The sequence below is a fragment of the Saccharopolyspora sp. NPDC002376 genome, assembly GCF_053593195.1.
Map to the genome: position 1 here is coordinate 47303 of NZ_JBSFBZ010000032.1, position 25584 is coordinate 72886.

Consider the following 25584-nt stretch of genomic DNA (forward strand, 5'->3'; position numbering starts at 1 on the left):
CTCCAGGAGAGCCACGGTTTCCGCGGAAACCGTGGCTCTCCGTCATCAGAACGCCGATCGCCGGGAACGCCCTGTGGTGTCAGAAACTCGGGTGACACGGCGGTTAGAGTTGTCGGCATGGTGAAGGAACGCGGCCGCAAGGTCATCGCGCAGAACCGCAAGGCGCGGCACGACTGGGCGGTGCTGGACACCTACGAGGCCGGCGTCGCGCTGACCGGCACCGAGGTGAAGAGCCTCCGGCAGGGCAAGGCCCAGCTGGTCGACGGCTTCGCCACCGTCGACGACGGCGAGGTCTGGCTGCGCAACGTGCACATCCCCGAGTACACCGAGGGGACGTGGACCAACCACGAGCCGCGCCGTTCCCGCAAGCTGCTGCTGCACAAGCACGAGATCCTCCGACTGGTCGGCAAGATCAAGGAGAGCGGGTTGAGCCTCATTCCGATGTCGCTGTACTTCAGCGACGGCCGGGCCAAGGTCGAGCTCGCGCTCGCGCGCGGCAAGAAGGACCACGACAAGCGGCAGGACCTGGCCAAGCGTGATGCCCAGCGCGAGATGCAGCGAGCCATCGGCCGCGCCCGCAAGGGAATGCGTTGATGGGGCCGCGCAGCGACGCCGAGGTCCCTGGCTGGGTGGCCGGACTCGGCGTTCCCGGGCTGATCGACATCCACACGCACTTCCTGCCGGAGCGCGTGCTGCACAAGGTCTGGTCGTACTTCGACCAGGCCGGTGAGCACTACGGCGTCGAGTGGCCGATCTTCTACCGCCACTCCGAGGAAGCCCGCCTGCAGGTGCTGCGCGATCTCGGGGTGACGACGTTCGCCCCGCTGGTCTACGCGCACAAGCCGGGCATGGCGGAATGGCTGACCGACTGGGCGGTGGACTTCGGCCACCGCACCCCGGGCGCGGTGCCGACGGCGACGATCTTCCCGGAGCCCGAGGTCGGCACCTACCTCGCCAAGGCGCTGGATGCCGGTGCGAAGTGCGTGAAGGTGCACGTCGAGGTCGGTGCTTTTGACCCGCGTGACGACCTGCTCCAGCCGGCGTGGGGGCTGCTCGCGGAGGCCGGGATCCCGGTCGTCGTGCACTGCGGCAACGGCCCGCGTCCCGGCGTCCACACCGGGCTCGACGTGTTCGAGCAGGTGCTGCGCAGCCACCCCGAGCTGGTAGCGGTCCTGGCGCACGCCGGAATGCCCGAGCACGGCACCGCGCTGGACCTGGTGGGCAAGTACTCGAAGGTGCACATCGACACCACCATGGTCGGCGTCGCCTTCAGCGAGCAGTTCGCGTCGCTGCCAGTGGACTGGTCGGCGCGACTGGCCGAGCACGCCGACCGCGTGGTGCTCGGCACTGACTTCCCGAACATCCCGTACCCGTACGCCGAACAGCTGGCGACGATCGCGGGATGGGCGGAGGAAGACGGGCGGCTCGGCGCGGAGTTCCTGCGCGCAGTGCTGCACGACACCCCGGCCCGACTGCTGGCCATCTGATCGTTTCCGGATATGGGAATGATCGCTGGGACGCCACGCGTTATGCTGGGGTACACCGGTTCGAAAGCCGAGCCGGAGACGAGGGGGTGAACGGTTTCGACTCCGTACGTTGATCCAAGGGAAGCGTGCCGGTGCAGGCAGGAGACCACCGTGAGCGTCGCTGCAACCTAATAAGCGCCGACAAGAGTCAGCGCGAGTTCGCCCTCGCCGCCTGAGCGAGGAGCGACTCTGTCGGACCGGGAGCGCCTCCGTCCCGGAATCCGGCATCAGCTAGGAGGCTCTCACCGCCAGGTTCGGTCGCGGAACCTGGTGGGACACCAAACAGCGACTGGGCTCGTCACATCGGCTAGTTCGCGTGACCGGTGGAGCCAAGCAGAGACATAGCGGACTGCGCACGGAGAAGACTTGGTGAAGCGGCGGAGGACCCGGGTTCGATTCCCGGCACCTCCACCTTGGGGTTGTTATTACAGCCCGGGCCTGAGTTTAGGTCCTGAAGCAGGATCTCAACGTTGGACAGCGATGAGGGGCCACCCGCTTGGCGGGTGGCCCCTTTGCTGTTTCGGGGCTCCGAGATGGAGGAGGAGTCGTGGCCGTCTCGGCTGCTCGCTTGCGCGTGCTTGAGGGCGTGGAGTTTCCCGAAGGGCTCACGAAGATCGCCGTGGGTGATCTCCTCGTCGTCGCTGTAGAGCCCGTGGAAGATCGCCTGGTTGAGTAGGCGCCGCTGAATGGTCGTTGCAGCGCCGATACAGCTCGCGGGGTCTTCGAGGAGCTGGAGGCTGGCCTCGATGAGGCGGGCGCTGTCGGTGAGGTCGGCGCTGGCGCTGTCTAGGCGTCCCGCCAGGTGTTTGCGTTGGCGTTCGATGTCGCGCAGCTTCGCTTTGACCTTGGTTTGCGGCAGGGTGCCGTCGGCTGCCAAGTCGATCAGGTTCTCCTCCTGGGCATCGAGTTCTTGGAGCTGGTTCTTGAGCTGCTGGTGTAGGAGCCGTGCGGATTTCTCCTGTTCGCTGATGACGGTGTCGATCTGAACTCGGACGTCTGCGATGAACGCCGGAGTGAAGCGGATGCTCTCGTAGTGGCGTTCGACTGCGTCTTTGACCAAGTCAACGGGGACGTGGGGCGCTTGACAGGTGCCGTTGCGCTTGTTGCGGCAGAAAAAGTACCGGTACTCGGTCCCGTGCCGGTTCACAGTGAGTTGGATGATCATTCGCTGGGTGATGCCGGCACGACGGCAACGTGTGCAGAACACCGAGCCTTTGAGGTAGTGGTGGTGCACCCGGCGCCGCTCCTTGGCCGCAGTTCGAGAGTTGAGCCGGTCTTGAACGCGGTCGAAGAGGTCTTCGTCGATCAGCCGTTTGTGTCGGCCCCGGATCTCTTCGCCCTTGTAAGTCACGTAGCCGAGGTAGTAGCGGTCGCGCAGCATCTGCGAGAGTTTGTTGATCGAGACCTTCTTTGCCGGGTGCTTGGCGGTGGGGCGTGTGCGCAGGCCGCGGTCGAAGAGTTCGTCTGCCAGCTCGTCGAGCGTGTAGTCCCCGGTGTCATACAGCTCGAAGCCGAGTTGCACCAGCGGTGCGCGTTCCTCGTCAACGACGATGGTGCGGATGACACGACCTTCGGAATGATCGATGTGGTTGAGGTAGCCGAGGAATGCGCGTCCGATGGTGCCTCCGTTGCGGGCCTTATGCCTCATCTTCTTGGCGATGTCGGCACCGGACTGGAGTGATTGGTACTCGTTGAATGTGGCCAGGATGCCGTGCATGAGTTGCCCGACGGGGTGACCACCGGGTGGCGTCGGGCCAGCACGAGCCGTTCACAGCGTTCCGGAAACTGGTATGCGAACTGCATCGCCGCGCCGCCGCCCAACGAGTGGCCGACGATGGTCGCGCGATCGATGTCGAGAAGTTCGAGGCACCCCGCAGGCGTAGGCGGCTGCGGAGTAGTCGGCGGGCTGTTTGTCTGAATCACCGTGCCCGAGCAGATCGGGTGCGAGCACGGTGAAGTGCGCCGCGAGCGACGCGAGGACCTTGCGCCAGGTCCGCGAGCTGTCCCCGATGCCGTGGATGAACAGCAGCGTCGGCCCGGACCCCGCACGCCGGAAAGCCCGGCGATACCCGTGGACCGTCAGGTACTGCACGCCAATGTCGTCCGCCTCGTGAGGTCCCGACGGTGGAACGCAACGGCTCGCACGTCGTCGGCCATGAACCCGTTGCGCGAGTTGGACGTTTCAGCGTTGGTTCAACCCGCGTTGCAGCACGTTGAGATGACCGGGACGGCCAGCGGCACTCCAGCACAATGGTGCGTCCGCGAAAGCGGTCATCGCCGGGGCCAGTGGCGTACTTCTGTCGCAATAGGACGGACGGGCAGGCCAACACCAACCGCATGCGACTGATCGACGCCGCTGCGACCGGAGATCGTTAGGCCGCCGGGGTTTTCGTGGCTGGCTCTTCCGGGTGCTTCTCGTCCGGTCTGCCTCCGGGTAGTGCGAGTCTGATGAGTTTGCGGGCGACGGAGCCGAGCTGTCGGTGCAGTGGTCCGGTGTTGTACGGCAGTCCGTAGCGGCGGCACGCGTCGCGCACGTCTTCGGCGATCTGCGGGTAGCGCCGGGCGGGGATGTCGGGGAACAGGTGGTGCTCGATCTGGTGGCTGAGGTTGCCGGAGAGCAGGTGGAACAGTCTGCTGCCGGTGATGTTCGCCGAGCCGAGCACCTGGCGTACGTACCACTGCCCGCGGGTTTCGTTCGCGGCCTCTTCCTCGGTGAAGGTGGCGACGTCGTCCGGGAAGTGCCCGCAGAAGATGATCGAGAAGCCCCACAGGTTGCGGACCAGGTTCGCCGTGGCGTTGCCGGCGAAGGTGAGTGGGGCCAGCGGGCCGGTCAGTGCGGGGAACAGCAGGTAGTCCTTGGCCACTTGGCGCAGCGCCTTGGCGGCCATTTTCTTGGCGTCGGCCGAGACCTCGTCCCAGCCCTTCTCCCCGGAGATGACCCGTTCGGCTTCGAGGTCGTGCAGCATCACGCCCCACTGGAAGATCACCGACAGCAGCGCCGCGTAGATCGGGTTGCCCAGGTAGTAGGGGGTCCAGCGCTGCTCGGGGGTGATCCGCAGGATCCAGTAGCCGATGTCGCGGTCCTTGCCGACGATGTTGGTGTAGGCGTGGTGACCGAAGTTGTGCGAGCGTTTCCACAGCTCGGCAGGTGCGACGATGTCCCATTCGAAGTTTCGGGAGTTGAGTGCTTCGTCGCGCAGCCAGTCGTATTGGCCGTGCAGGACGTTGTGGCCGATCTCCATGTTGTCGAGGATCTTGGACAAGGACAGTGCCGTGACGCCGCCGAGCCATGCGGGTGGTAGGAAACCGGCGAAGAGCAGGCTGCGGCCGGTGACCTCCAGCGCGCGCTGCGCGCGGAGGACCTTGCGGATATACGCGGCGTCCTTGGTGCCGAGATCGGAGACGATGCGCTGGCGCAGTGCGTCCATCTCGGCGCCGAAGGCGTCGCATTGCTCGGGTGTGAGGGTAGGCGTGTTGTGCGGCACGACGACTCCTTTCAGGGCAGGCGGCTACAGGTCGACGGCAACGTCACCCACGGGCACGGTGGAACAGATCTGAATCTCGGAGTCCGGCTCGGTGCACAACTCACCGGTGTGTAGGTGACGGACGCTGCCGGTGGTCTTGCGGCTGGTGCAGGTGAGGCAGATGCCCATCCGGCAGCCGAACTCGGGGTTCAAGCCAGTGGCCTCGGCCTGCTCGAGCAGGGTCTCGCCGGTGTTGGCCACCCGGTGGCGGCTCCGGGTGAAGCACACCTCGCCGTACGGCTTGCCGTCGTCGGCGGGCAGCGCCGGCGTGGGTGCGGTGAACTGCTCGGTCTGTAGCGGCACGCTGATCCCGGTGCGCTGCCAGTGTGCGCGGACCGCGTCGACCAGTCCGGCGGGCCCGCACACCCACGCCGCGGCGTCGGAGCCGAGGCTGGGCAGGTGCTTTGCATCGAACCGGCCGGCGAGCTCGCCGCCGCTGCCGCGCGTGTAGGCGCGCAGCAGGCGCAGCCCGGGGTTCGCGGTGGCCAGTACCGCCAGTTCGTCGAGGTAGGCGACGTGGGCCGCGCTGCGGGCGTAATGCAGGAAGGTGACTTGTCCGGCACGGTCCACCGCGCAGAAACCGTCCTCGCACAGCGTGCGCAGCATCGACATCACCGGTGTGATCCCACTGCCACCGCTGATCAGCAGAATGTGCTCAGGGCGGTAGTCAGGCAGCGTGAAACGGCCCTGCGCCTGCGACAGTCGAACCACGGTGCCCGGACCGGCGTCGGAGTGCAGATGGCCGGAAACCATGCCTTCTGGCTCCGCGGCGACGGTGAGTTCCAGCAGGCCGTCCGGGCAGTGCGCGGAACAGGCCAGTGAGTAACAGCGAGTTCGACGCACCCCGTCGATCTCGATGGTGAATGCGACATGCTGTCCGGCGCGGAAGCCCCGCCAGTTTCCGTTGGGCCGCAACAACAGCGTGGCGCTGCCGACAGCGGGACGCCGCACATCGATGATCTTGGCCCGCACCTCGCGCAGCGACCACATCGGGTTGAGCATCTCGAGATAGCGGTCCGGGCCGTGCGGCGCCGTGACCGCCTCAAGCAGTGGGACCGCGACCCGGTGCAACGATGCTCGGCCGAGTGCGGTCACAGACGCTCCCATCACTGATCTTCTCCTGGGGCTTGGCGTATCCCAAGGGATTCAGGCTAGGGACGTTGAGGTTCCCGCGCAGCTCAGCGCGCCAGGCATTTGCATCCGTTCGCTGCGGTGTTACCTGGTCTGTGCGAGGACGCGGGCGAAGGCCTGCAGACCTGTAACCGGGCCGCATTGTGGACGGGCAGGGTGGACAGCCCGGGGGTACAAACGGGTGTGCAGCCCGGTTGGGGGTTCGGTATGGGGCGGACGTGCTTGTTCGGGTGACTATGTACTCATTCAGGTTGTACGTGGCGGGGCAGACGGAGCGGTCCCAGGCTGCGGTGACGAACCTGCGGTTGCTGTGTGAGTCCATGGTTCCCGGTCGCTACGAACTCGAGGTAATCGACGCCGCCGAACGCCCGGACGTGGCGGCAGAGGAACGAATCCTGGCCACGCCCACGGTGGTCAGGCTCGCGCCGCTGCCGCAACGGCGGGTCATCGGGGATCTGTCCGATCACGGCCGTGCCGCCGCGGCCCTCGGCCTCCCGGCCCCGGACGCATTGCCTTCGGAGAGGCGGTGACCGTGGCCGGTCGCAACGAGATCGAGCGGATCCCCACCGGTATCAGCGGCTTCGACCAGGTCGCGCTGGGCGGGCTTCCCGCTGGGCGGTCCACGCTCGTGACCGGCACGACCGGCAGCGGCAAGACGCTGTTCGCCGTTGAGTTCCTCGCCCGCGGCATCCGCGGTTTCGACGAGGCCGGGGTGTTCGTCACCTTCGAGGAGACGCCGACCGACATTCGCCGCAACGCCGCTTCGCTGGGGTTTCCCATCGAACGGTGGGAGGCCGAGGGGCGGTGGGCATTCGTCGACGCGTCGGCCGAGTTCGAGGAAACTTCGACCGTCGGAAGCTACGACTTCAGCGCGCTGGTGGCCCGCATCGAGCACGCGGTCGGCCAGGTCGGCGCCAGGCGCGTCTCGCTGGACTCCCTCGGCGCGCTCTTCACCCGCTTCAGCGACATCGGCAACGTGCGCAGCGAGCTGTTCCGGATCGCCTCCTCGCTCGAAGCGCTCGGAGTCACGTCGGTGCTCACCGCGGAGCGGGCCGCCGAGCACGACGGCGTGTCCTGGTACGGCATCGAGGAATTCGTGCTCAACAACGTGATCATCCTGCGCAACGTCCTCCAGCAGGAGCGGCGACGCCGGACCATCGAGATCGTCAAGTTCCGAGGTGCCTCGCACCGCACCGGGGAATGGCTGTTCGCCATCGCCCCGTTCGAGGGGATCGTCGTCATGCCCCTCGCCTTCCTCGCCTCGCGCGAGCGCGCATCTCAGGGCCGCGTCTCCACCGGCATCGCCGAGCTGGACGAGATGTGCGGTGGTGGTCTCTACCGGGACGCAATCGTTCTGCTCAGCGGGTCTACCGGCGCGGGCAAGACGTTGACGAGCCTGCGTTTCGCCGCCGCCGCGTACGTCGCGGGGGAGCGCTGCCTGTTCTACACCTTCGACGAGACCCGCGAGCAGCTTGGCCGCAACGCCGCCGGCTGGGGACTCGATCTCGACGCCATGGAAGCGACCGGAAGGCTCCGGATCGTGGCGGAGTACCCGGAGGTGGCGTCGTTGGAGGACCACTTCATCCGGCTCAGGCGCAGCGTGGCGGAGTTCGCCCCGGACCGGATGGTCATCGACACGCTGTCCGCACTCGAGCGTGTCGCCACACCGCGAGCGTTGCTGGACTTTCTCGTCTCGCTGGGTGCGGTGCTGCGGCCCCGCGAGATCACAGCACTGCTCACGTCGGCGGCCGGTGTCCATCTTGCTCCTGCATTGGAGCCCTCGGTCGCAGTGGAGATCGCCAGTCTCGCCGACGTCACGATCCTGCTCCGCGACTTTGAACACGCCGGCGAGATCCAGCGGGCCATCGCCGTCGTGCAGGCTCGGGGCACCGCGCACGACCACAGCATCCGCCAGGTCACGATCGACGGAACCGGCCTGCACATCGGCGAACCCTTGCGCGGCGTCGCCCACATCCTCGCCGCGAATTCCCTCGTCGAGGATCCGCAGCGGCCGACCAGGCCCGGTTGAACACAGGGGCCCAGAACCGATGAGTAACCCTCACCCCGACCAACGTGCTGCGGCAGGCGCCGAACCGGAGCGGACCGTCGGCTCGCGGTTCCGCGACGGTGCGAACCAGGCCATGGTGGAGGCGTCGGCGGACGGGATCGTCGCCGTCGACGAGCGGGGGATCATCCGCCTTGCCAATCCGGCCGCCGAGATGCTCTTCGCCCGCTCGACGGGAGATCTCGTCGGCAGCGTGTTCGGTGCCCCGACGGTCGTCCACCAAACCAGCGAGATCGACCTGATACAGCCGGACGGATCCGCCCGGGTGGTCGAAATGCGGGTCACTGCCACGACTTTGCACGGCGAGCACGTCTACGTCGCCGCGCTCCGCGATGTCACGCGGCGAAAGCAAGCCGAACAAGACCTGGAAGTCGCCCTGGAACGGCAGACGACCGTGGTCGCCGTGGCCGCCCACGAGCTCCGCACCCCGGTCGCCGCGATCAAACTGCTTGTACATCTGCTGCGGGAAGGGCGTGCCACGCTCAGCGAGGAACAGACGGTCGAGCTCATCGATGAGATCGCCGCTGGCATAGACCGTCTTCAGGCACTCATGCACAAACTCCTCACTGCTTCCAGAATCGACGCGGAGGACACCCGTGCCAGCCCGGAACCCGTGCGCGTGCTCGAGGCCCTCCTGGAACGGCTGGCCGATTTCGAGGAGAAAGCTCAGGACGTGAGCTTGTCGTGCAGCCCTGACCTGGTGGCCGTCGTCGACCGCTACGAGCTCTCTGAGATGCTCACCAACTACCTGGAGAACGCCTTCACCTATGGACGCCCACCCGTCGAGGTGCGGGCCACCGAGCAGTCGGGGTGGGTCGAGATCCGGGTGTGCGACCGGGGGCCGGGCGTGCCGGACTCATTCGTGCCTCACTTGTTCGAACGTTTCAGCCGCGAGCTTCGCGCGCGGCGACAGATGGAGGGAACCGGCCTCGGGCTGTGGATCGTCCGCAGCCTCGCCCGTGCCACCGGCGGCGAGGTCTGGTACGAGCCCAACGACGACGAAGGCGCCTGCTTCTGCCTCCGCTTGCAAGGAACGCCAGACACGTGACGGCGACTCGCCAATCCACACAGGAGTTCCCCGGCTGGCAATGCATCGCGTGTACGGGCCTGGCGAAGGCTGGCGGACTGAGTCATTCCGCTTCGAAGCCGGGGGGCAGCCGCTGCTGTTTGGCCGCCAGGTCGAGGTCGGCTACGCGGAGTCGGAACACCTCCATGGTCAGTCCGAAGTACTTGCTCGTTTCCCCCACCCATTCCATGCCGTTGCGACGTACCGCAGCCGCGGCGCGTGTGTTGTCGGGCCGAACGACCGCGAAGATCTCGTCGACCTCGTGCTGAAATGCCCATTGCGCCAGCGCGTACGTCGTCTCGACGGAATAGCCCTGTCCCCACACGTCCGGATGCAGTTGCCAACCGATCTCGAGGTCCTGGTTGCCGGGTGGCAGGGGCAGCAGCGTCGCGCCGCCGATCACGCGCTCGTCCTTGCGCTGTTGGATGGCCCATCGTCCGGCGGGTGGGATCGACCTGGCGTCCTCAGCGATCCACTGCCGCAGCAGCAGACGCATAGCCGGTAGGTCGGGAACCTGCTCCATGATCGGGCTGAGCCACCTTGCCACGTCGGTGTGCCCGAAGACATCCAGTGCCGCTCGGGCGTCGCCGATGTGCCACGACCGCAGCACGAGTCGTTCCGTGACCAGCTGCTCGGCCATTCACCCAGCCTAGCCAAGAGCAGCCCTGGTGAGATAGGAGGAGTGCTGGCATCCCGGTGAAGGGACCCAACCCGAGCGCCGACATGCCGTACTTCCGCGCCACCTTGAACAGGGACATGGGTGAGGCGTCTACCTGTCGGCTATCGGACGAACCTGGCTCGACGGGGACGTCACGGACCCAGAGCCAGCCACGGGCCGACACCGCAAGCTCTGAGCCAGAAGCCTCTGTTCGGAGGTTCGAACAGAGGCATGCTTGTGGTTGAGTGCGGTTGTAGCGCTCCCCAGGGTTCGGCGCTGCTGGCAACGTGGCCGCATGGGGAGATGAGCAGTCAATGAGCAAGGTCGTTGGCCGATGGTGCGCAGGGCGCGGTCACTGGCATGAGGACGGCTGCTTCGAGATCGTTTTGGAGCACGCTGCGGACAAGTGGTTGGTCACGTACCTCGCCCACGGGGAACCACACGCGCGTATCGGTTTTGACACGGAGGAAGAGGCGCATGGGGACATTCGGTGGCTGATGTCCATCCTTCCCGCGGACGTTGCTCCGTGGGAGCGCTTGGCTGAAGAGGGCATCTGATCTTGATGTGGGTGCTGATGTCCTGTTCGGGTAGTTCCGTTCGCCGGGTTTGGGTGGATTCGCCGGTCCGCCCGCCTTCCGCCTGGCGTAGTCGCCGTACACCGGCTTGCAGGGGGAAGTGCTCCCAGGCGGTTCCGGTCCGGCGCACATGCAGGATCGCGTTCACGATCTCCCGAAGGTCGTGCACCCGCGCCGCGGTTCTCGGCCCACGGCGTGCGGCACGCCATGACATCAGGGGCGGCTCGATCAACGCCCACTGGGCATCTTCTGGTGGTTCCTGTCTTGGGGCTCTCTGCTCGTACGTCCGCACGCATCCGACGACGGGGAGGGGTTTCCGGTGAAGGCCGCCACCGTGGTTCCAGGCAGTCCGGAGTTGTCGGCGATCACCGAACTGCCCGATCCCGTTCCGCAGCCGGGGGAGCTGCTCGTGCGTGGCCTGCTGGTGGGGTTCTGCGGCATTGATCGCGACGTCACCGAACGCGCACGTGGCCTCTTGCCGCCGGAGCAGGACCGCATGGTTCTCTTCCACGAATCCGTCGGCCAGGTGGTCCACGCGCCCGCGATCAGCGGTTTCCAGGAGGGCGACTACGTGGTGGGTGTCGTTCGGCGTCCGGACCCGCTGCCGTGCGAGGCGTGTACGGCCGGGCAGTGGGACTTCTGCCTCAACGGCGAGTACACCGAGCGCGGCATCAAGGGGTTGGACGGGTTCGGTGCTCAGCAGTGGACGGTCGAGCCCCAGTTCGCGATCAAGGTCACCCCGGCGCTCGGTGATCTGGGAGTGCTGATCGAGCCCGCATCGGTGGTGGCCAAAGCGTGGGAGCAGGCCGACGTGATCGGCAGACGAGCCTATTTCGCTCCACACCACGCGCTGGTGACCAGCGCGGGACCGATCGGCTTGCTCGGCGCTCTGTTCGGCACGCAGCGCGGCCTGGACATGCACGTTCTCGACCACGCCACCGAAGGGCCGAAACCGGATCTGGTGCGCGCGCTGGGCGCTACCTACCACACCTCGCTGGACGATCTGGGCTGCGAACCCGCCGTCGTGATCGAGGCGACCGGATCCGGGAAGGTCGTGTTCGAGGTGCTGCAACGGACCGCGCGCAACGCCATCACCGTGCTGACCGGCAACACGGGCCACCACCGCACCGTGCCCTTCCCAGCGTCGGCGATCGACAACGAACTGATGCTGGACAACGACGTCGTCCTGGGCAGCGTGAATGCCAACCTGCGCCACTACAACCAGGCCGTGCAGGCGCTGGCCGGCGCGGACCGGAACTGGCTGGGGTCCCTGATCAGCCGCCGGATCCCGCTGGGCGACTGGACCGATGTCTTCGAGACGGGCCCCGACGAGTTGAAGGTCGTCGTCGACCTCCAGGCCTAAGCTCGATGAGCAGACCCGGGGTGCTGCTCGACGACTAGGGGAGTCCGGCTGCGTCGGTGCGAAAATCAGAGCGAGGATCGAACACATCGGGGCCTGATGGTCGAGGAACGTGATACCGAGTTCGTGCCCCGGGGTGGGCACGGCGGGATTGTGGATGGCGGAGCTGCTGCGCACGAGCGTGCCCGTGCTCGGGTACCCCGTCGCCGTGTCGGCCTCGATCGGGGCCGCGATGCTTGACCGGGATACCGTCGGCGCGGATCTGCTGCGCTATGCCAACGCGGCGATGTTCCACGCGAAGAGCCGGGGGGAATCGACTTCTACCAAGGCTGGCTGTTCTCCCACCCGCTCCCGGCCGACCAGCTCCGCACCTTCCTCGAAGATCCACCCACCCAGGAATCGGAGTAGGAAAGCGCCAGCCCTCCGAGCTGCACGAACCGGCGGGCTGGAAGAGGTCGACGGTCTAATCGGGGTCCGTGGTGGACCCGGAGATCATGCGGGATTCGTCGCTTCGGGCGACGTTGATGCGGCGGGGTTTGGCCTGCTCGGCTACTGGGATGCGCAGGGCCAGCACCCCGTTGCGGTACTCCGCCTGGACGCGGTCGGCATCCAGCGCGGCGCCGAGTTGGAGTTGCCGGGCGAACGTGCCGGTGGGGCGCTCAGTGACCAGGTAGCTCACTTCCGAACTGCTGGACTCGGTCGCGCTGCGCTGCGCGCGCACCGTCAGCGTGTTGTGCTCAGCGGTGACCTCCAGCGACTCGGGGTCGATGCCGGGCAGGTCGAACTCGACGACGTACTCCTCGCCGCGGCGGTAGGCATCCATCGGCATGGGCTGCGGCGTGCGCGCCGCAGTCAACACCTCGTTGGCCAACCGGCTGATATCGCGGAACGGGTCGAATTGCAGCACCGGCATCGCACACACCTCCTTCGGTGGCGCGCCAAGTGCACTCTCCGCTGACACCCGGCGTGACTCGGCTGTTGAGAATTCTGTGCTGACCGACAGCCGCAGGCGACAACCCGCGGCGGCCTATCGGACGGCGAGCAGGTGGCCGCCGTCGGTTTCCCAGCGGGCTTCCGGCGACGCCTCGGTTGGCTGCGGGACGACCGCAGGAACGGGGGCATCGGCGAGCAGATCGTGGGGTGTGGCGACGTTGTCCGGTTCGGACGCCCTCGTCAGCACCGCGTTCCCGCGAAGTTCGGTCGTGTCCGCGGGGATGACCAGCAGGACCATTCGGTGTCCGCTCGGGTCGGTCAGGCTGACCGTGTGCTGATCGAGCGTGTGGAAGCCTTCGAGACGTACCTGGTGCCCCTCGATGCGGAGTTTCCGAGGGGCCGGCTCCCATGCGGCCAGGTTGTAGGCAAGCCGGGTCATCGGACCGCGGGTGGCGGCGAGAGCGGTGAGCAGCGCGGTGAACTCGGTTGTCGGGCTCGCCGATCGCGGCCACCAAGCGCCGTCGACGAAACCTCGCGTGCCGGTTCCCGGTTTGACTGCGACGCAGGCGCCTGTGGAGGTGGCCTGTGCGGTGCCCGGGTTCAGCTGGTCCGGTCCCATGGCGGAACTCCTTCCCGGCCGTTCGACGACCGGTACTGACCCCCGGGACTGTGGAAGCGGGACCGCTCACGTTGCCGAGAACCTCGTTGACCTCAGCCTACGCCTGATCGCGTGGACCAGAGCGGCTGTTCTGCGGGGCTTGGGAGCAGACCGGGCAGTCGGGGGATTCGGCGAAGGATTCCCAGGTGACGGCGCCAGCCTGGCGGCCGTGGACACCCTGTCGGCCGCCAGGCTGCCCGGCTGCGCGACTGGGCGACGGCGGACTGCGACTGCTCCCTCGACGAACGCGAGTGCTTCGACCACGTCGACTGTCTGCCGATCCTCCGCAGAGGCCCGCCAATGGTTTCCGAACGAAGGGAACGACGGGGAACGTTGGGCAGATCCGGTGTTCTCTCCGCGCATTCGTTGACCTACGTGACTCTGTCTGCACAAGTTTCCGCAGCTCGGACGGATCGATTCACTTGACTTATGCCCTGAATGGGAGTTTACTAAAAGTGCGGTGAATCGATTGAGAGGGTCGGTGAACCGAAGGGGCGATGGCGCGACAGCCCCGAAGGAATGCATGGTCCAACTCAAGGACGTTCGTAGTCCTGAGCCCCGCCGGAAGTTCTGGATCAGGCGGAGTTCAGAAGTATGAAAGACGCTCGTCAAACTCGAGCTGGCGTTCCGGTAAGGGCCTCCGCAGCTGCGGAGGCCCTTATATACGCCCAGAAGCAACCGCCAGGTCACCCTGCACACAGCACTGCGCCCCGGCTCCGGGCGCAGTGCTGTGTGCAGGGTCTTCGCCGCCGTAGTGGTACAGCGATGTATTCGGGGGAGACGAGTTCTGGCGCGGCGCCGCACCCCTTCGGGTCGACTTGGCCACCGCGGTTGGCAGCGGTTCCGGTCGAGTGTGGGTACTCCGTGGCCTCTTGGTGAGGGCTGGACGCCCGTGGTGTGGAACGCTGGCTGGCTTCAGAATTCGCGCGCGAGCCGCTGCCTGACCTGCGCGATCTCCATAATCTCAGGTCAGGGCGATATGTTGATCTACCTTTGACGCGGTAGAGGTCAGCATGGTGTTCATTCGATCGCCGCCGACACCGTTCCGGGTTGGTGGTGCTGGCGGATGTGGCGTGTGAGGGCGCGGGCTCGTTTCGAGCCGATGCTGAGCTTTCGGCGGAGTGTGTCGGCTGAGATCGGACGCTGGTAGAGGTTCCAGTGTTCGGCGTCGAGCCGGTATGCCTCCTCCCGCAACAGGTCATCGTCCTCACCGTGCGGCACCACCGGGACACCGTCCGCACTGTTGACGTTGTGACCAGGCATGTTGTTCACCGCCGTGCGCGGTGCTGGCACATCCTCGCCTTCCCGTGGAACGTCCGGTGACGGGCTGGCCTCGCCTGAGTCCGTCGACTCGGGCTGCGCTGACCCGGTCTCGTCGGTTTCGTGGACGTTCTCCCTTGCCGTTTCCGCGCGGCGGCGCTTGAGTGCCTGGTTGAGCAGTTCGACGGACAGCAGAGCGCCAGTGGTGGGCAGGCGGCGACGGCGATGGAGAAGGCGTTCAGTTCGGGTGCGGAGGCGATGTTGGCGCACAGCGATAGCCCGATGCCGAGGGTGAACGATAGCCATGCTTTCCACTGTCCGGTGGCGTGATGATGGTGGCCAGCCTTCCACAGTTCGATGGTCGCCATCGTCAACAAGCCATCAACAATGAGCGGCCAGAGGGTAGCGGTGGTCTCGTCGGCGCCGAAGCGTAGGGCGAATTCTCGGCCGTGTCGGTACGAGACGTAGGCGGCTCCTACGGCGACTAGAAGTGTCGCCGCGCTCGGCCCGGCCGTTGCCGCTTCGGTGTCAGTTGGGCTGGTGCATCCGGGTCCGGCAGCTTCTTAAGCAGTGTCTCTAGCGTGCTGACCTGGTCTTTTGTGTTGTAATAAGCTCCCTCAAGATCCACTCGATCGAAGGCGCATTCTGCTCGGCAGGGTGCGCCTTCGCTGTTTTTCGATCTCGTCATGTCATCTGGGGGTGCGACCCCCAGACCCCGCCCGGGGAGTTCCCCGGACCCCCGTCGCGCCGTATGCGTTGAGTGGGCAGGGTTGTAATAAGTCCCCCCAAGCTCCACGAGATGGACGGCGAGTGCTCGCGTAGAGCGCTCGCCGTTTCTCGTTCCGCGTATCTATCGCGGGAGTCGAGCCCCCGCGGGCCCCCACGGTGCCGGGGGTTGCGTTTCGTCGGTTCCTTGCGAGGAGCCGTACCCGGCCTGCTCACGGACCAGCCTTTTGGACTGTGCAGGTAGATCCGGGCTCGTCTTCGGGTTCCTGTTCAACTTCTCGATGATCATCTTGAACACCACGATCTGATTGCTCGCGGCGGAGCTCTACCCGACCCGGGGCCGGGGCGTGGAACCTCGATCATCTTGGCGATGGGGTCGCTGTCCGGTGACCTGTTTCCGCTGGTGGCCGGATTCGTCTTCGACGTCAGCGGCCTGACCGGCAGGTTCGCGATGATGGCCGTGCTGTTCGTGGTCCTCGGCATCGCGGTCCAGTTCCCGCCGGTGACCTTCGGCAAGCCGATGGAGGAGGACGAGCAAGTTGTCCACGCCTGAGACCGGACGAGTGCTCCTGGTCAATCCGAACACCAACTAGGCCACCACTGAGATGATGCGCGCGCTCGGCGCTGGGAAGCGCCCTGCTGGTGCGGGGCGCTTCTCCCTGTTTTCGCGTTCCCGCAAATCCTGAATTCCGCTCAGCCAGTGGGGGATTGGGTCCACTGCTGGGTTTTTCGGTCGTACTTGGGGGGTTGGTCCGTTGCCAGCTCTTTTCGGAGGGCTGGTTTGGCCACTCGTTCCGAGGGGGTTCGGGGGAGGGCGGGGCGGAAGGTCCAGTAGCGGGGGACCTTGAAGTAAGCCAGCTGTTTGCCGCAGAAGTCCGCCAGGTCGTCCGGGGTGCAGTTCTCGTCTCGGAGGACCAGGACCGCGTGGACTTCTTCGCCTCGTAGTTCGTCCGGTTCTGGGAGGACAGCGGCGACGTCTACCGACGGGTGCAGTTGCAGGACGCGTTCTACCTCGCCTGTGGTGATGTTCTCGCCGCTGCGGCGGATCATGTCCTTGGTGCGGCCCGCGTAGTAGACGCGGCCGTGTTCGTCCATCCTGGCCAGGTCGCCGGTGTGGAACCAGCCCGAGCGGAACGCGCGGTCGGTGGCCTCCGGGTCTCGGAAGTAGCCGTGCATCAGCCCGACGCCTCGGATCGCCAGCTCGCCGGTGGCGCCGCGCGGTACCGGCGAGCCGGTGTTGTCGAGGATCGTGATCTCTCGGCCGGCGATGGCTCGGCCGAGGCAGCCGGTTCCCACGGTGTCGTCATGGTCCTCGGGGGTCATTCGGATGTCGCTGCCCGTCTCGGTCATGCCGAAGGCCTCGAACCACGGGACGCCCCAACGCTTTTCGAGCGCGGCGTGCAGGTCTGGCGGGATCGCCGAGGCGCTGATCGAGCGGACCCGGTGGTCGCGGTCGTGCTCCGATGGCGGCATGTCCAGCAGCAGCTTCGGCATCAGGCCGAGGCAGTAGAGCCAGGTGACCTCGTGCTCGCGGACCTTGGACCAGAACGTCGTGGGGTGGAACCGGTCCAGTACCACGAGCCGGGCGCCGGAGGCGAGGCCGAGCGCGGTGTTCCACTGCGGATCGACGTAGTGGAAGGGTTGGGCGGTCAGGATGGTGTCCTGCGCGTTGATCCGCGGGAAGTCCTCGACCAGCCCAGCGGCCAGCGAAACCCAGTAGCGGTGGGGCAGGACGCAGCCCTTCGGGGCTCCGGTGGTGCCGGACGTGTACTGGATGTTGGCGATCGTCTCGGGCATCGGTGGGGGGCACTTCGGCGGTTGCGCGTCGGGGATCGGGACCGCGTCGACGTCCAGGACGTGTTGCAGCGACGTGGAACTCTTGATCCGCGTGAGCAGGTCAGTGTGCTGCGCCGTGGTCAGCACGACTCGCGCGCCGGAGTGCGCGAGGACGTGCATGGCGTCGTAGTCCTGGTAGTTGGTGTTCACCGGGACCATCGCCGCGCCCAGCTTGGCCGCGGCCAGCCAGGCGAGCGGGAACTCCGGCCGGTTGGCCAGCATCAGCGCCACGCGATCGCCCGCGGTGACCCCCTGCTCGGCGAGCAGCGCGGCGAAGGCGTCGCTGCGCCGGTCGACGTCGGCGAAGGTGAGCTCCTGGTCGAGCGCGTCGAACGTCCACGCCACCCGCTGCGGCCACTGCTCGGCTGCGCGGCGGACGAGATCGGCCAGGGACTGTTCGCGGTCGCTCATCGGTCGCTCCCATCCCGGCTCGCCGCGCTCAGCTCGTCGGTGCGGATCGCGTGCTGGATCTCCAGCGACAGAGCCGATTCCAGGGCGCGATCGGTACCGGCGTCGATGCCTTCCTTGGCCATCGCCAGCGGTGCCGGCGGCAGCTCGGCCAGCCGCCGCGCCCAGCTCATCGCGGTCGGCAGCAGGTCGTCGGTGGGGGTTACCGCGTTGACCAGCCCGAGCTGGTGCGCATCGGTGGCGGCGAGGGGCTCGCCGAACATCACCAGTTCCTTGGCCTTGATCGGGCCGACCAGCATCGGCAGCAGGGCGGAAAGCCCGCCGGTGGCGCTGAGTCCGAGCCCCACCTCCGGGAAGCGGAACTGCGCGTCTTCAGCGGCGAGCACCAGGTCGCAGCCCAGGGCGAACTCCGCGCCCGCACCCACGGCGTATCCCTGCACCACCGCGATCACCGGCGCCGGGCAGCTGCGAATCCGGCGCGTGACGTCCTGGATCCGGTCCAGCCGGGTCTGCACGGTCGCGGGATCTTCGGGAGGTGCCTTCAGGTCGTGGCCGGCGCAGAAAGCGCGGCCGCTGCCGGTGAGCAGGACGGCCCGGACCTGCGCGGCGAGCACGGAGTCGAACGCGGCGACCAGTTGCTCCACCAGCGCGGTGTTCACCGCGTTCAGGGATTCCGGGCGGTTCAGCCGGATCACGCCGATGTCGCCGTCGAACTCGGTCTCGACCAGCGACCCGGTCTGGGGTGCGGACATTCTTGCCTCCTCGGGGCTGGTTTGCGTGCTCTGGTTCAACCGGCCAGCGCGGACATCCGTGGTGACCAGGGGAGCGGTCGGCCGTCGGTGCCGATCTTCACGATCGTTTGCGCGCCGGTGGCGTTGGGCGCTTCGGGCGGGCCGCAGCGGAACGTCCAGGTCGCACTGGTACGGCCGAGTTTCGACAGGTCCAGTGCCACCAGCAGGTGCCCGGCGCTGTTGACGGGCGCGTGGAACTCGATGTTGAACTGGCGGACGACGTAGTGCAGGTCGGGATGCCGGTCCAGCACGGCCCCGGTGTCGAATCCCGCCGCCGCGAAAGCCGCGGTCTGGGCCCGTTCGACGTGCAACGCGAAGCGCGCGTTGTGCAGGTGGCCGTTGGGGTCCAGCTCGTCGAAGTAGACCGGTGACCAGTAGTCGATCACGTGCGGTCCGCCGGTGGTGCTCGGTTCTGCCACGTCGCCCCCCGAACAGGTCAGGATCTGGTCGATCGATCGATCGACAGAGTAGGGTTGCTCCTGCCCGGGACGCAAGACACGCGTGTCCGGACGTTCCGGTTCACCGCCTGCAGTCGAAGGATCACCCATGCACCTGGACGTCCTGTACATCAACGGCGACATCACGACCCTGGACCCCGATCGCCCCAGCGCGCGCAAGATGGGCGTGCTCGGCGGGGTGCTCGTCGGTCTGGACGACGAACTCGACGGCTGCACCGCCGACGACGTCGTCGACCTCGGCGGCGCGCACGTGGTTCCGGGCTTCCACGACGCCCACCACCACCTGAGCATGCGCGGGCAGCGCCTGACCCAGCTCGATCTGCGGCCGAGTGCTGTCACCAGCATGGATGCGCTGTACACGGCGATCCGCGAGCACGCCGAGCGGTTGCCGGAAGGCGCCTGGGTGCGCGGGCACGGGTACGACCAGAACCGCATCGGCGGTGCCCACCCGACCCGGGAAGCGCTGGACGCGCTGACCGGCGGTCGACCGGTTTGGCTCGCGCACAACTCCGCGCACATGGGCGTGGTCAACACGGCGGCGATCCGGCTGATGGGGTACGCCGATCCCCGCGACCTGCCCGACGTTCCCGGCGGCACGGTCGAACGCGACTCGGCCGGCCTGCCCACCGGGCTGCTCACCGAACAGGCGCAGGCCCTGGTGTACGAGCTGATCCGGCCGGAGCCGCTCGAGGACTTCGTGCGGGCCATCGAGCTGGGGTCGGAGGTCGCCTTGGCCGAAGGGCTGACCAGCATCACCGAGCCCGGCATCGCGGGGCGCCTCACCGGCAACGGCCCGGCTGACCTGCACGCCTTCCTCACCGCTCGGGAACGCGGGGTGCTCGGCGTGCGTGCCACCGTGATGCCGGAGATGGCCGCGCTGCACGACGTCGACGGGGGAGAGCCGGATTCCGCGGGCTTCGGGCTAGACCTCGGCCTGCGCACCGGACTGGGCGACGACACGCTGCGCATCGGCGCGGTCAAGCTGTTCTCCGACGGTTCGCTGATCGGCCGCACGGCCTCGATGTGCTGCGACTACGCCGATGCCGTGGGCAATCGGGGCTTCACCCAGGACGATCCGGAGCGGCTGCGCGAACAGATCTCGCGGGCGCACCGGGCGGGTTGGCAGGTCGCCACGCACGCCATCGGCGACGCGGCCGTGCAGCTGGTCTTGGACGCCTACGCCCGCGCCCAGCGGCAGTTTCCCCGCACCGACGTGCGGCACCGCATCGAGCACTGCGGAGTGACCAGTGATGCCCAGGTCGCCGAGATCGCTCGGCTGGGCGTGGTGCCGGTGCCGCAGGGCCGGTTCATCGACGAACTCGGGGACGGGATGATCGCCGCGCTAGGTGCTGAGCGGGCGAAGCTCGCCTACCGGCAGCTCAGTTTCCTGCGCGCGGGTGTCGAAGTCCCGGGCAGTTCGGACTGTCCGATCGTGGAAGGTGCCCCGCTGCTGGGAATCCACGCGCTGGTCAACCGGGAAACCGCGGACGGGCAGGTGATGGGCGCCGCTGAGCGGCTGACTCCGTTGCAGGCGCTGCGCGCTTTCACCCGCGGCTCGGCGTACGCCGACCACCAGGAGCACCGCAAGGGACGGCTCGCCCGCGGCATGCTCGCCGACTTCACGGTGCTGTCCGAAGACCTCACCCGCGTCGATCCCGGTGCGATCAAGGACGTCGAGGTGACGGCCACCGTCGTCGGCGGCGAGATCAAGCACGACCGAATGGGCCTGACCGGCTGAACCACAAGAGCCAGATTTCGACACATTTCGCCGACACTTGCGGGGCTCCAAGGACACCGGGAAGCCGCGCCGGGATTCGGCCAGTTTGTCTGTGGGTCTGGTGGCGGTGCGAGTCCGCAGGAGAATTCCTGGCCCTCTTGGAGGACTTGCAGTTCCGGGCAAAGTCCCGCGGGCCGCCGTTTGGTTTTCACCCACGGATAAACGGCCGTTCAACGACTGATTCGAGGCTGTCGAGGTAACCCACCGTCCGGCCCCGAGGAGTACGTCCATGGTCGACATCGACCGCCGCAGGTTCCTGTCCATCGTCGGTGGCGCCGCCGCGTTGACAGCGCTCGACCAGAGCATCGCGCGCGCTGCCTCCATCCCCGCGAACCGTGCCACCGGCTCGCTGCGGGACGTCGAGCACGTCGTCGTCCTGATGCAGGAGAACCGCTCGTTCGAGCACTACCTCGGCTCGATGCGCGGCGTTCGCGGGTTCGGCGACCCGCACCCGGCGACGCTGCCGAGCGGCAAGTCGGTGTGGCACCAGAGCGATGGCACGCGCGAGGTGTTGCCCTTCCACCCCACTGTCGAGGACCTTGGCGCGCAGTTCCTCCAGGGTCTCGATCACACCTGGAAGGGTGGCCAGCAGGCGTTCAACAACGGCATGTACGACAAGTGGATCCCGGCGAAGACCCCAGTGACGATGGCCTACCTGGAGCGCCCGGACGCCTCGTTCCACTACGCCCTGGCCGACGCGTTCACGATCTGCGACGCGTACTACTGCGGGTTCATCGGCAACACCGACCCGAACCGCTACTACATGTGGAGCGGCTGGACGGGCAACGACGGCAAGGGCGGCGGCCCCGTCCTGTACAACGACGCGGCCGGCTACGACTGGAAGACCTACCCGGAGCGGCTCGAGGCGGCGGGCGTCTCGTGGAAGGTCTACCAGGACGAGGGCAACGGTCTTGACGGCGCCGGCTCGTGGGGCTACACCGACGACGCCTACATCGGCAACTACGGCGACAACGCGCTGCTGTACTTCAACACCTACCGCAACGCTCAGCCCGGCGACGCACTGTACGAGAAGGCCCGCCGCGGCACCCAGGCCCGAAACGGCCAGGACTACTTCGAGATCCTCCGCAACGACGTGCAGTCGGGCAAACTCCCGCAGGTCAGCTACATCGCCGCGCCCGAGGCGTTCAGCGAGCACTCTAACTGGCCTACCAACTACGGCGCCTGGTACATCTCCAAGGTCCTCGATGCGCTGACCTCGAATCCCGACGTGTGGAGCAAGACCGCCCTGTTCATCACCTACGACGAGAACGACGGCTTCTTCGACCACGTCGTCCCGCCGCACGTCAACAACCCGGACATCCCCGGGGCCTCGACAGTGCCGACCGACAACGAGTTCTACGCGGGCAAAGCGGGCGACGCGGACTACGTCGCCGGCGCGTTCGGGATGGGCCCGCGGGTGCCGATGTTCGTGATCTCGCCGTGGAGCACGGGCGGCTGGGTCTGCTCGGAGACGTTCGACCACACGTCGATCATCCGGTTTATGGAACAGCGGTTCGGCGTCAAGGAGCCGAACATCACGCCGTGGCGTCGGGCCATCGCCGGCGACCTGACCTCGGCGTTCGACTTCTCTCACGCCGTGAACAAGATGCCGTCGCTGCCGTCGACCGACGCGTGGAAGCCGTCCGACAATCAGCGGCACCCGAGCTACAACCCCTCGGTTCCGGCCGACGGCACGATGCCCAAGCAGGAGTCCGGGACCCGTCCGGCCCGTCCGCTCGGCTACGACCTCGACGTCCACGAGCTGCCCGCGAAGGATGCGATCAAGGTCGAGCTCGCGAACAAGGGCCACCTCGGCGTGCACGTCCAGGCTCGGCTCATCGCACCGGCGGGCACCCCGCACAGCTACACCGTCGGCGCAGGCGACAACCTGACGGCGTCGTGGCCGGTGTCCGGGGCATACGACGTGCAGTTGCACGGTCCCAACGGCTTCTTCCGCCGGTACGCCGGCGACACGGTCAAGGATGCTGCCACCGTGGCGGTCCGCCGTCAGGGCAACAGCCGCACGCTCGTCGTCACGGTCACCGCACCCAGCGGCGTCACCGTCCAGGTCGAGGACGCTTACCGCGGCGCCGTCCCGGTCAAGGGCGGGCGGGCGACGCTGGACACCAGCTCCTCCGGCGGCTGGTACGACATGACCGTCTCCGTACCGGGAACCGCGTGGATCCGGACCTTCGCCGGCCACCTCGAGGACGGCCACCCCTCGACCAGCGACCCGGCCCTCGGCCGCTGACCGACGCCACCGTAGCGGGGCCCGGTGCCAGGGCCCTGCTACGGGCTGGTCCGCAAGTACGCAAGACTCGTTGCCGGGCTGTGCGTGCCGAAAAGTCCATACATGCAGGTCAGAATGCCGTCAGGCTTAAGGGAAATCGGACGTCTGATTTCCATTGAAGTTGCGGAACCCCGAGCGGAGACGCAGGTCAGCTGCGGGCTGCGCGGGCTCGCATGGACGGTAGTTGGATGTGCCAGATCTCTTCGATGAGACCGTGGATGTCGGCGGCCTCGGGGAGAGCGGTTGCGGCGAGGCGGGTGGCCGGGACGCCGAGCAGTTGGAGCGCCAGTTGCGCGTGCGCGGTGGCAATCGCGTCGAGGTTCTCCTCGCCCTCGGGGGAGTACCACTTCGCCACGCCGGAGCACATCTCCAACACCGCCATGCGCGCGAAGCGCTGGTCGGGAACTGCGAAGACGCCGCGTTCGCAGCCGTCCGCGACCGCGCTGCGCCAGAACTCCTCGTAGCGGTCCCGGATTTCCACGATCGTCGCCCGGCGCTCGGCGTCGAGCACACCGAGCTCGTTGTCCACCACGGTCGTCTCGTCGCGGTGCAGCGCGTGCGTGAGCACGTGGACGTGCACCAGGCTGGCGATGATCTCCTGCGGCTGGGCGGCGTCGGCCGCTACCCGTTCGGCCGCCATCACCAGCCGGTCCAAGCAGGTCCGCATGATGGAGAACAGCAGGTCCTGCTTGGTGCCCATGTAGTGGTAGAGGGTCGCCGGGGAAAGTTGTGCGGCGTCAGCGAGTTCGCGGATGCCGGTGCCGTGGAAGCCTTGCGCGGCGAACAGCCGGACGGCCGACTCCCACACCTGTCGCTGAGTGTCGTCTCCCGCGCGTCCTCGTGCGCTCATCGCTTCGCGCTCCCCGAAATATCGGTCGATTGATCGATCTGATCACCCCCAACCGTACCGGTGACAAGACGGATACATCGGTCTTGGGCAGCGGAAGTCGCTATTGACCTCTTGATTTGCGAGACCTATCGTGCATGGATCTCTCGATCGATCGATCGGTTGAGACATCTTGGAGGCAAGATGAACGATCAATCGACGTCCGTGGAACGGACCCAGGAATCGACCGAAGCGCGCGGGCTGCGACCAGCGCTTCGCGACCGGCAGATGAGCATGATCGCGATCGGCGGGGTGATCGGCGCCGGCCTGTTCGTCGGTAGCGGCGCGGTCATCAACAAGGCCGGTCCCGCGGCGCTGGTGGCGTACGCGATCGCCGGACTGCTGGTCATCCTGATCATGCGGATGCTCGCCGAACTATCCGTCGCCGCACCGAAAACCGGCTCCTTCGCCAGCTACGCGTCGCGCGAGCTCGGCAGCTGGGCCGGGCTGGCGATCGGCTGGCTCTACGCGTACTCGTGGAGCGTCACCGTCGGCGTGGAAGCCGTCATCGGTGGCGCGCTGCTGCACGGGATCCTGCCGGTGGTGCCGGACTGGGCCGCCGCGCTGGTGTTCATGCTGGTGCTGACCGGCTCGAACCTGGTGGCGGTGCGTGCCTACGGCGAGGTGGAGTTCTGGTTCGCGTTGATCAAGGTGGTGGCGATCGTCGCGTTCATCGGGCTCGGCCTGCTGGCGATCTTCGGTGTGCTGCCCGGGGTTCCGGCGCCCGGTGGGACGAACCTGTTCGGACAGGGCGGATTCGCGCCCAACGGCTGGTACGCGGTGCTGCCCGCGCTGCTCGTGGTGTCCTTCGCGTTCAGCGGTGCCGAGGTCGTCACGATCGCGGCCGGTGAGGCGATGCGTCCGGCGGAGGCGGTGCGCCGGGCCGTCAAGACCACGATGGTGCGCATCCTGGTCTTCTACATCGGTTCCATCGCCGTGATCACCACCCTGCTGCCGTACGACGACGCCGGCATCACCGAAAGTCCGTACTCGGCGGTGCTCAACCGGCTGGGGATCCCGCACGCCGGTCTGATCATGGACCTGGTGGTGCTCGTCGCGGTGCTGTCCTGCCTGAACTCGGGGATCTACACCGCGTCCCGGATGCTGTACGCGCTGGCCAGCAATGGCAAGGGCCCGCGGCTGTTCGCCCGGTCGAACGCCTCCGGGGTGCCGGTGCCGGCCGTGCTCGCGGTGGCACTGGCGGGGCTGACGACCGTCACGGCGAACTACTTCTTCACCACCACCGCGATCTTCGACTTCCTGGTGGATTCCAGCGGTTCCGTGATCGTCCTGCTCTACCTGACGATCGCGGCCACTCAGCTGCACAGCCGGGCCCGCGCCGAGCGCGACGGACAGCACCTGACGGTGCGCATGTGGGGCTATCCGTACCTTTCGTGGGTTGTGGTCGTCGCGCTGGTGGCGTTCCTCGCGCTCATGGTCGTCGACACGTCCACCCGGCACTCGCTGTTCCTCACCTTCTCCGTCGCCGCGGTCGCCGTGACCGTCGGGCTGGTGCGGCAGAACCACCAGAAGCGCGGGATCGGTGAGCGTTCGATCTCGACCGAATGACCATGAACGGTGCGACTTCCTCGGTACGGTGGCCTTGCATCGGCACCGATCACGAGGAGTGACCAGTCCATGGCGGTCTCGGCTCGA

Annotated in this window: 23 protein-coding genes, 1 other RNA gene and 4 pseudogenes; 14 read left to right on the plus strand and 14 right to left on the minus strand. The window is 67.1% G+C overall.

Annotated elements, in window-relative coordinates; all coding sequences use genetic code 11:
- The first annotated feature begins 117 nt into the window (after positions 1-117).
- From smpB to ACWCO2_RS21545, 5 genes are all read left to right on the plus strand, one after another.
- On the plus strand, positions 118-594 hold the full coding sequence (gene smpB, locus ACWCO2_RS21525) for an SsrA-binding protein SmpB (protein WP_450129535.1): 477 nt from the start codon (positions 118-120) through the stop codon (positions 592-594).
- Positions 594-1487 carry an amidohydrolase family protein gene (locus ACWCO2_RS21530; protein WP_450129536.1) on the plus strand — a complete coding sequence of 298 codons (894 nt, stop codon included), beginning with the start codon at positions 594-596 and terminating at the stop codon, positions 1485-1487. The genes smpB and ACWCO2_RS21530 overlap by 1 nt, the downstream gene beginning before the upstream one ends.
- Positions 1488-1569: 82 nt before the next feature.
- Positions 1570-1940, plus strand: a transfer-messenger RNA (tmRNA) gene (gene ssrA / locus ACWCO2_RS21535).
- A gap of 133 nt (positions 1941-2073) precedes the next feature.
- Positions 2074-2202, plus strand: coding sequence for a hypothetical protein (locus tag ACWCO2_RS21540; RefSeq protein WP_450129537.1), 129 nt, complete (start codon positions 2074-2076; stop codon positions 2200-2202).
- 135 nt (positions 2203-2337) lie between these two features.
- A complete protein-coding gene (locus ACWCO2_RS21545; RefSeq protein ID WP_450129538.1) occupies positions 2338-2466 on the plus strand; it encodes a hypothetical protein in 129 nt (42 codons plus the stop codon).
- A 153-nt stretch (positions 2467-2619) separates the two neighbouring features.
- On the opposite strand, the pseudogene ACWCO2_RS21550 reads toward ACWCO2_RS21545, so the two are convergent.
- The 4 genes and pseudogenes from ACWCO2_RS21550 to ACWCO2_RS21565 form a co-directional block, all read right to left on the minus strand.
- Positions 2620-3243, minus strand: a pseudogene (locus ACWCO2_RS21550) (recombinase family protein); the annotation flags it as partial.
- Between the two features lie 38 nt (positions 3244-3281).
- Positions 3282-3624: pseudogene (locus tag ACWCO2_RS21555) on the minus strand (alpha/beta fold hydrolase); the annotation flags it as partial.
- Positions 3625-3898: 274 nt separating this feature from the next.
- Positions 3899-4954 (minus strand): fatty acid desaturase family protein, encoded by a 1056-nt coding sequence (locus ACWCO2_RS21560; RefSeq protein ID WP_450129573.1) that lies wholly within the window; start codon positions 4952-4954, stop codon positions 3899-3901.
- 81 nt (positions 4955-5035) lie between these two features.
- Positions 5036-6157, minus strand: a complete 1122-nt coding sequence (locus tag ACWCO2_RS21565) for a ferredoxin reductase (RefSeq protein WP_450129539.1) — start codon at positions 6155-6157, stop codon at positions 5036-5038.
- A gap of 281 nt (positions 6158-6438) precedes the next feature.
- Between ACWCO2_RS21565 and ACWCO2_RS21570 the strand changes: the two genes are divergently transcribed.
- The 3 genes from ACWCO2_RS21570 to ACWCO2_RS21580 all read left to right on the plus strand — a co-directional run bounded on the left by ACWCO2_RS21570 (position 6439) and on the right by ACWCO2_RS21580 (position 9294).
- Positions 6439-6711, plus strand: coding sequence for a circadian clock KaiB family protein (locus tag ACWCO2_RS21570; RefSeq protein ID WP_450129540.1), 273 nt, complete (start codon positions 6439-6441; stop codon positions 6709-6711).
- The gene (kaiC, locus tag ACWCO2_RS21575) at positions 6708-8210 is read left to right on the plus strand and encodes a circadian clock protein KaiC (protein WP_450129541.1); all 1503 of its coding nucleotides are present in this window, start codon (positions 6708-6710) and stop codon (positions 8208-8210) included. The genes ACWCO2_RS21570 and kaiC overlap by 4 nt, the downstream gene beginning before the upstream one ends.
- A 112-nt stretch (positions 8211-8322) precedes the next feature.
- On the plus strand, positions 8323-9294 hold the full coding sequence (locus ACWCO2_RS21580; RefSeq protein ID WP_450129542.1) for a PAS domain-containing sensor histidine kinase: 972 nt from the start codon (positions 8323-8325) through the stop codon (positions 9292-9294).
- 82 nt (positions 9295-9376) lie between these two features.
- Here the strand turns inward: ACWCO2_RS21580 and ACWCO2_RS21585 are convergent, their stop codons facing one another.
- Positions 9377-9952 (minus strand): GNAT family N-acetyltransferase, encoded by a 576-nt coding sequence (locus ACWCO2_RS21585; protein WP_450129543.1) that lies wholly within the window; start codon positions 9950-9952, stop codon positions 9377-9379.
- A 332-nt stretch (positions 9953-10284) separates the two neighbouring features.
- Between ACWCO2_RS21585 and ACWCO2_RS21590 the strand changes: the two genes are divergently transcribed.
- The gene (locus ACWCO2_RS21590) at positions 10285-10527 is read left to right on the plus strand and encodes a hypothetical protein (RefSeq protein ID WP_450129575.1); all 243 of its coding nucleotides are present in this window, start codon (positions 10285-10287) and stop codon (positions 10525-10527) included.
- A gap of 121 nt (positions 10528-10648) precedes the next feature.
- Here the strand turns inward: ACWCO2_RS21590 and ACWCO2_RS21595 are convergent.
- A pseudogene (locus tag ACWCO2_RS21595) lies at positions 10649-10837 on the minus strand (transposase); the annotation flags it as partial.
- Between the two features lie 27 nt (positions 10838-10864).
- Between ACWCO2_RS21595 and ACWCO2_RS21600 the strand changes: the two are divergent.
- On the plus strand, positions 10865-11908 hold the full coding sequence (locus ACWCO2_RS21600) for a glucose 1-dehydrogenase (protein WP_450129544.1): 1044 nt from the start codon (positions 10865-10867) through the stop codon (positions 11906-11908).
- 460 nt (positions 11909-12368) lie between these two features.
- Here ACWCO2_RS21600 and ACWCO2_RS21605 read toward each other — a convergent pair whose 3' ends face one another.
- The 4 genes and pseudogenes from ACWCO2_RS21605 to ACWCO2_RS21620 form a co-directional block, all read right to left on the minus strand.
- Entirely contained in the window at positions 12369-12818 is a 450-nt protein-coding gene (locus tag ACWCO2_RS21605) for an Hsp20/alpha crystallin family protein (protein ID WP_450129545.1), read from the minus strand.
- A gap of 114 nt (positions 12819-12932) precedes the next feature.
- Entirely contained in the window at positions 12933-13457 is a 525-nt protein-coding gene (locus tag ACWCO2_RS21610; protein WP_450129546.1) for a DUF5994 family protein, read from the minus strand.
- 1059 nt (positions 13458-14516) lie between these two features.
- On the minus strand, positions 14517-14759 hold the full coding sequence (locus ACWCO2_RS21615; protein ID WP_450129547.1) for a hypothetical protein: 243 nt from the start codon (positions 14757-14759) through the stop codon (positions 14517-14519).
- A 5-nt stretch (positions 14760-14764) separates the two neighbouring features.
- Positions 14765-15193: pseudogene (locus tag ACWCO2_RS21620) on the minus strand (DUF2637 domain-containing protein); the annotation flags it as partial.
- Between the two features lie 659 nt (positions 15194-15852).
- Here ACWCO2_RS21620 and ACWCO2_RS21625 point away from each other — a divergent pair.
- Positions 15853-16035, plus strand: a complete 183-nt coding sequence (locus tag ACWCO2_RS21625; RefSeq protein ID WP_450129548.1) for a hypothetical protein — start codon at positions 15853-15855, stop codon at positions 16033-16035.
- 140 nt (positions 16036-16175) lie between these two features.
- Here ACWCO2_RS21625 and ACWCO2_RS21630 read toward each other — a convergent pair whose 3' ends face one another.
- The 3 genes from ACWCO2_RS21630 to ACWCO2_RS21640 are packed head-to-tail and all read right to left on the minus strand — an operon-like array spanning position 16176 to position 18936.
- Positions 16176-17729 (minus strand): AMP-binding protein, encoded by a 1554-nt coding sequence (locus tag ACWCO2_RS21630; protein WP_450129549.1) that lies wholly within the window; start codon positions 17727-17729, stop codon positions 16176-16178.
- A complete protein-coding gene (locus ACWCO2_RS21635; protein ID WP_450129550.1) occupies positions 17726-18478 on the minus strand; it encodes an enoyl-CoA hydratase/isomerase family protein in 753 nt (250 codons plus the stop codon). The genes ACWCO2_RS21630 and ACWCO2_RS21635 overlap by 4 nt, the downstream gene beginning before the upstream one ends.
- 35 nt (positions 18479-18513) lie before the next feature.
- Positions 18514-18936 (minus strand): acyl-CoA thioesterase, encoded by a 423-nt coding sequence (locus ACWCO2_RS21640; protein ID WP_450129551.1) that lies wholly within the window; start codon positions 18934-18936, stop codon positions 18514-18516.
- A gap of 127 nt (positions 18937-19063) precedes the next feature.
- Between ACWCO2_RS21640 and ACWCO2_RS21645 the strand changes: the two genes are divergently transcribed.
- A complete protein-coding gene (locus ACWCO2_RS21645; RefSeq protein ID WP_450129552.1) occupies positions 19064-20713 on the plus strand; it encodes an amidohydrolase in 1650 nt (549 codons plus the stop codon).
- A 268-nt stretch (positions 20714-20981) separates the two neighbouring features.
- Positions 20982-23003: a phosphocholine-specific phospholipase C gene (locus ACWCO2_RS21650; protein ID WP_450129553.1), complete on the plus strand. Its 2022-nt coding sequence runs from the start codon at positions 20982-20984 to the stop codon at positions 23001-23003.
- A gap of 187 nt (positions 23004-23190) precedes the next feature.
- On the opposite strand, the gene ACWCO2_RS21655 is transcribed toward ACWCO2_RS21650, so the two are convergent.
- Entirely contained in the window at positions 23191-23892 is a 702-nt protein-coding gene (locus ACWCO2_RS21655) for a TetR/AcrR family transcriptional regulator (protein ID WP_450129554.1), read from the minus strand.
- A 180-nt stretch (positions 23893-24072) separates the two neighbouring features.
- Here ACWCO2_RS21655 and ACWCO2_RS21660 point away from each other — a divergent pair, with 180 nt between their 5' ends.
- Complete coding sequence (locus tag ACWCO2_RS21660; RefSeq protein WP_450129555.1) at positions 24073-25497, plus strand: amino acid permease; 1425 nt, start codon at positions 24073-24075, stop codon at positions 25495-25497.
- The last annotated feature ends 87 nt before the right edge of the window (positions 25498-25584 follow it).

Coding starts and splice junctions, on each gene's coding strand:
- ACWCO2_RS21530 (WP_450129536.1), top strand. CDS start 594: ATGGGGCCGCGCAGCGACGCCGAGGTCCCTGGCTGGGTGGCCGGACTC.
- ACWCO2_RS21610 (WP_450129546.1), bottom strand. CDS start 13,457: ATGGGACCGGACCAGCTGAACCCGGGCACCGCACAGGCCACCTCCACA.
- ACWCO2_RS21580 (WP_450129542.1), top strand. CDS start 8,323: ATGGTGGAGGCGTCGGCGGACGGGATCGTCGCCGTCGACGAGCGGGGG.
- ACWCO2_RS21615 (WP_450129547.1), bottom strand. CDS start 14,759: ATGCCTGGTCACAACGTCAACAGTGCGGACGGTGTCCCGGTGGTGCCG.
- ACWCO2_RS21645 (WP_450129552.1), top strand. CDS start 19,064: ATGCACCTGGACGTCCTGTACATCAACGGCGACATCACGACCCTGGAC.
- ACWCO2_RS21650 (WP_450129553.1), top strand. CDS start 20,982: ATGGTCGACATCGACCGCCGCAGGTTCCTGTCCATCGTCGGTGGCGCC.
- ACWCO2_RS21635 (WP_450129550.1), bottom strand. CDS start 18,478: ATGTCCGCACCCCAGACCGGGTCGCTGGTCGAGACCGAGTTCGACGGC.
- ACWCO2_RS21560 (WP_450129573.1), bottom strand. CDS start 4,954: ATGGACGCACTGCGCCAGCGCATCGTCTCCGATCTCGGCACCAAGGAC.
- ACWCO2_RS21630 (WP_450129549.1), bottom strand. CDS start 17,729: ATGAGCGACCGCGAACAGTCCCTGGCCGATCTCGTCCGCCGCGCAGCC.
- ACWCO2_RS21565 (WP_450129539.1), bottom strand. CDS start 6,157: ATGGGAGCGTCTGTGACCGCACTCGGCCGAGCATCGTTGCACCGGGTC.
- ACWCO2_RS21605 (WP_450129545.1), bottom strand. CDS start 12,818: ATGCCGGTGCTGCAATTCGACCCGTTCCGCGATATCAGCCGGTTGGCC.
- ACWCO2_RS21625 (WP_450129548.1), top strand. CDS start 15,853: ATGGGGTCGCTGTCCGGTGACCTGTTTCCGCTGGTGGCCGGATTCGTC.
- smpB (WP_450129535.1), top strand. CDS start 118: ATGGTGAAGGAACGCGGCCGCAAGGTCATCGCGCAGAACCGCAAGGCG.
- ACWCO2_RS21590 (WP_450129575.1), top strand. CDS start 10,285: ATGAGCAAGGTCGTTGGCCGATGGTGCGCAGGGCGCGGTCACTGGCAT.
- ACWCO2_RS21585 (WP_450129543.1), bottom strand. CDS start 9,952: ATGGCCGAGCAGCTGGTCACGGAACGACTCGTGCTGCGGTCGTGGCAC.
- ACWCO2_RS21655 (WP_450129554.1), bottom strand. CDS start 23,892: ATGAGCGCACGAGGACGCGCGGGAGACGACACTCAGCGACAGGTGTGG.
- ACWCO2_RS21660 (WP_450129555.1), top strand. CDS start 24,073: ATGAACGATCAATCGACGTCCGTGGAACGGACCCAGGAATCGACCGAA.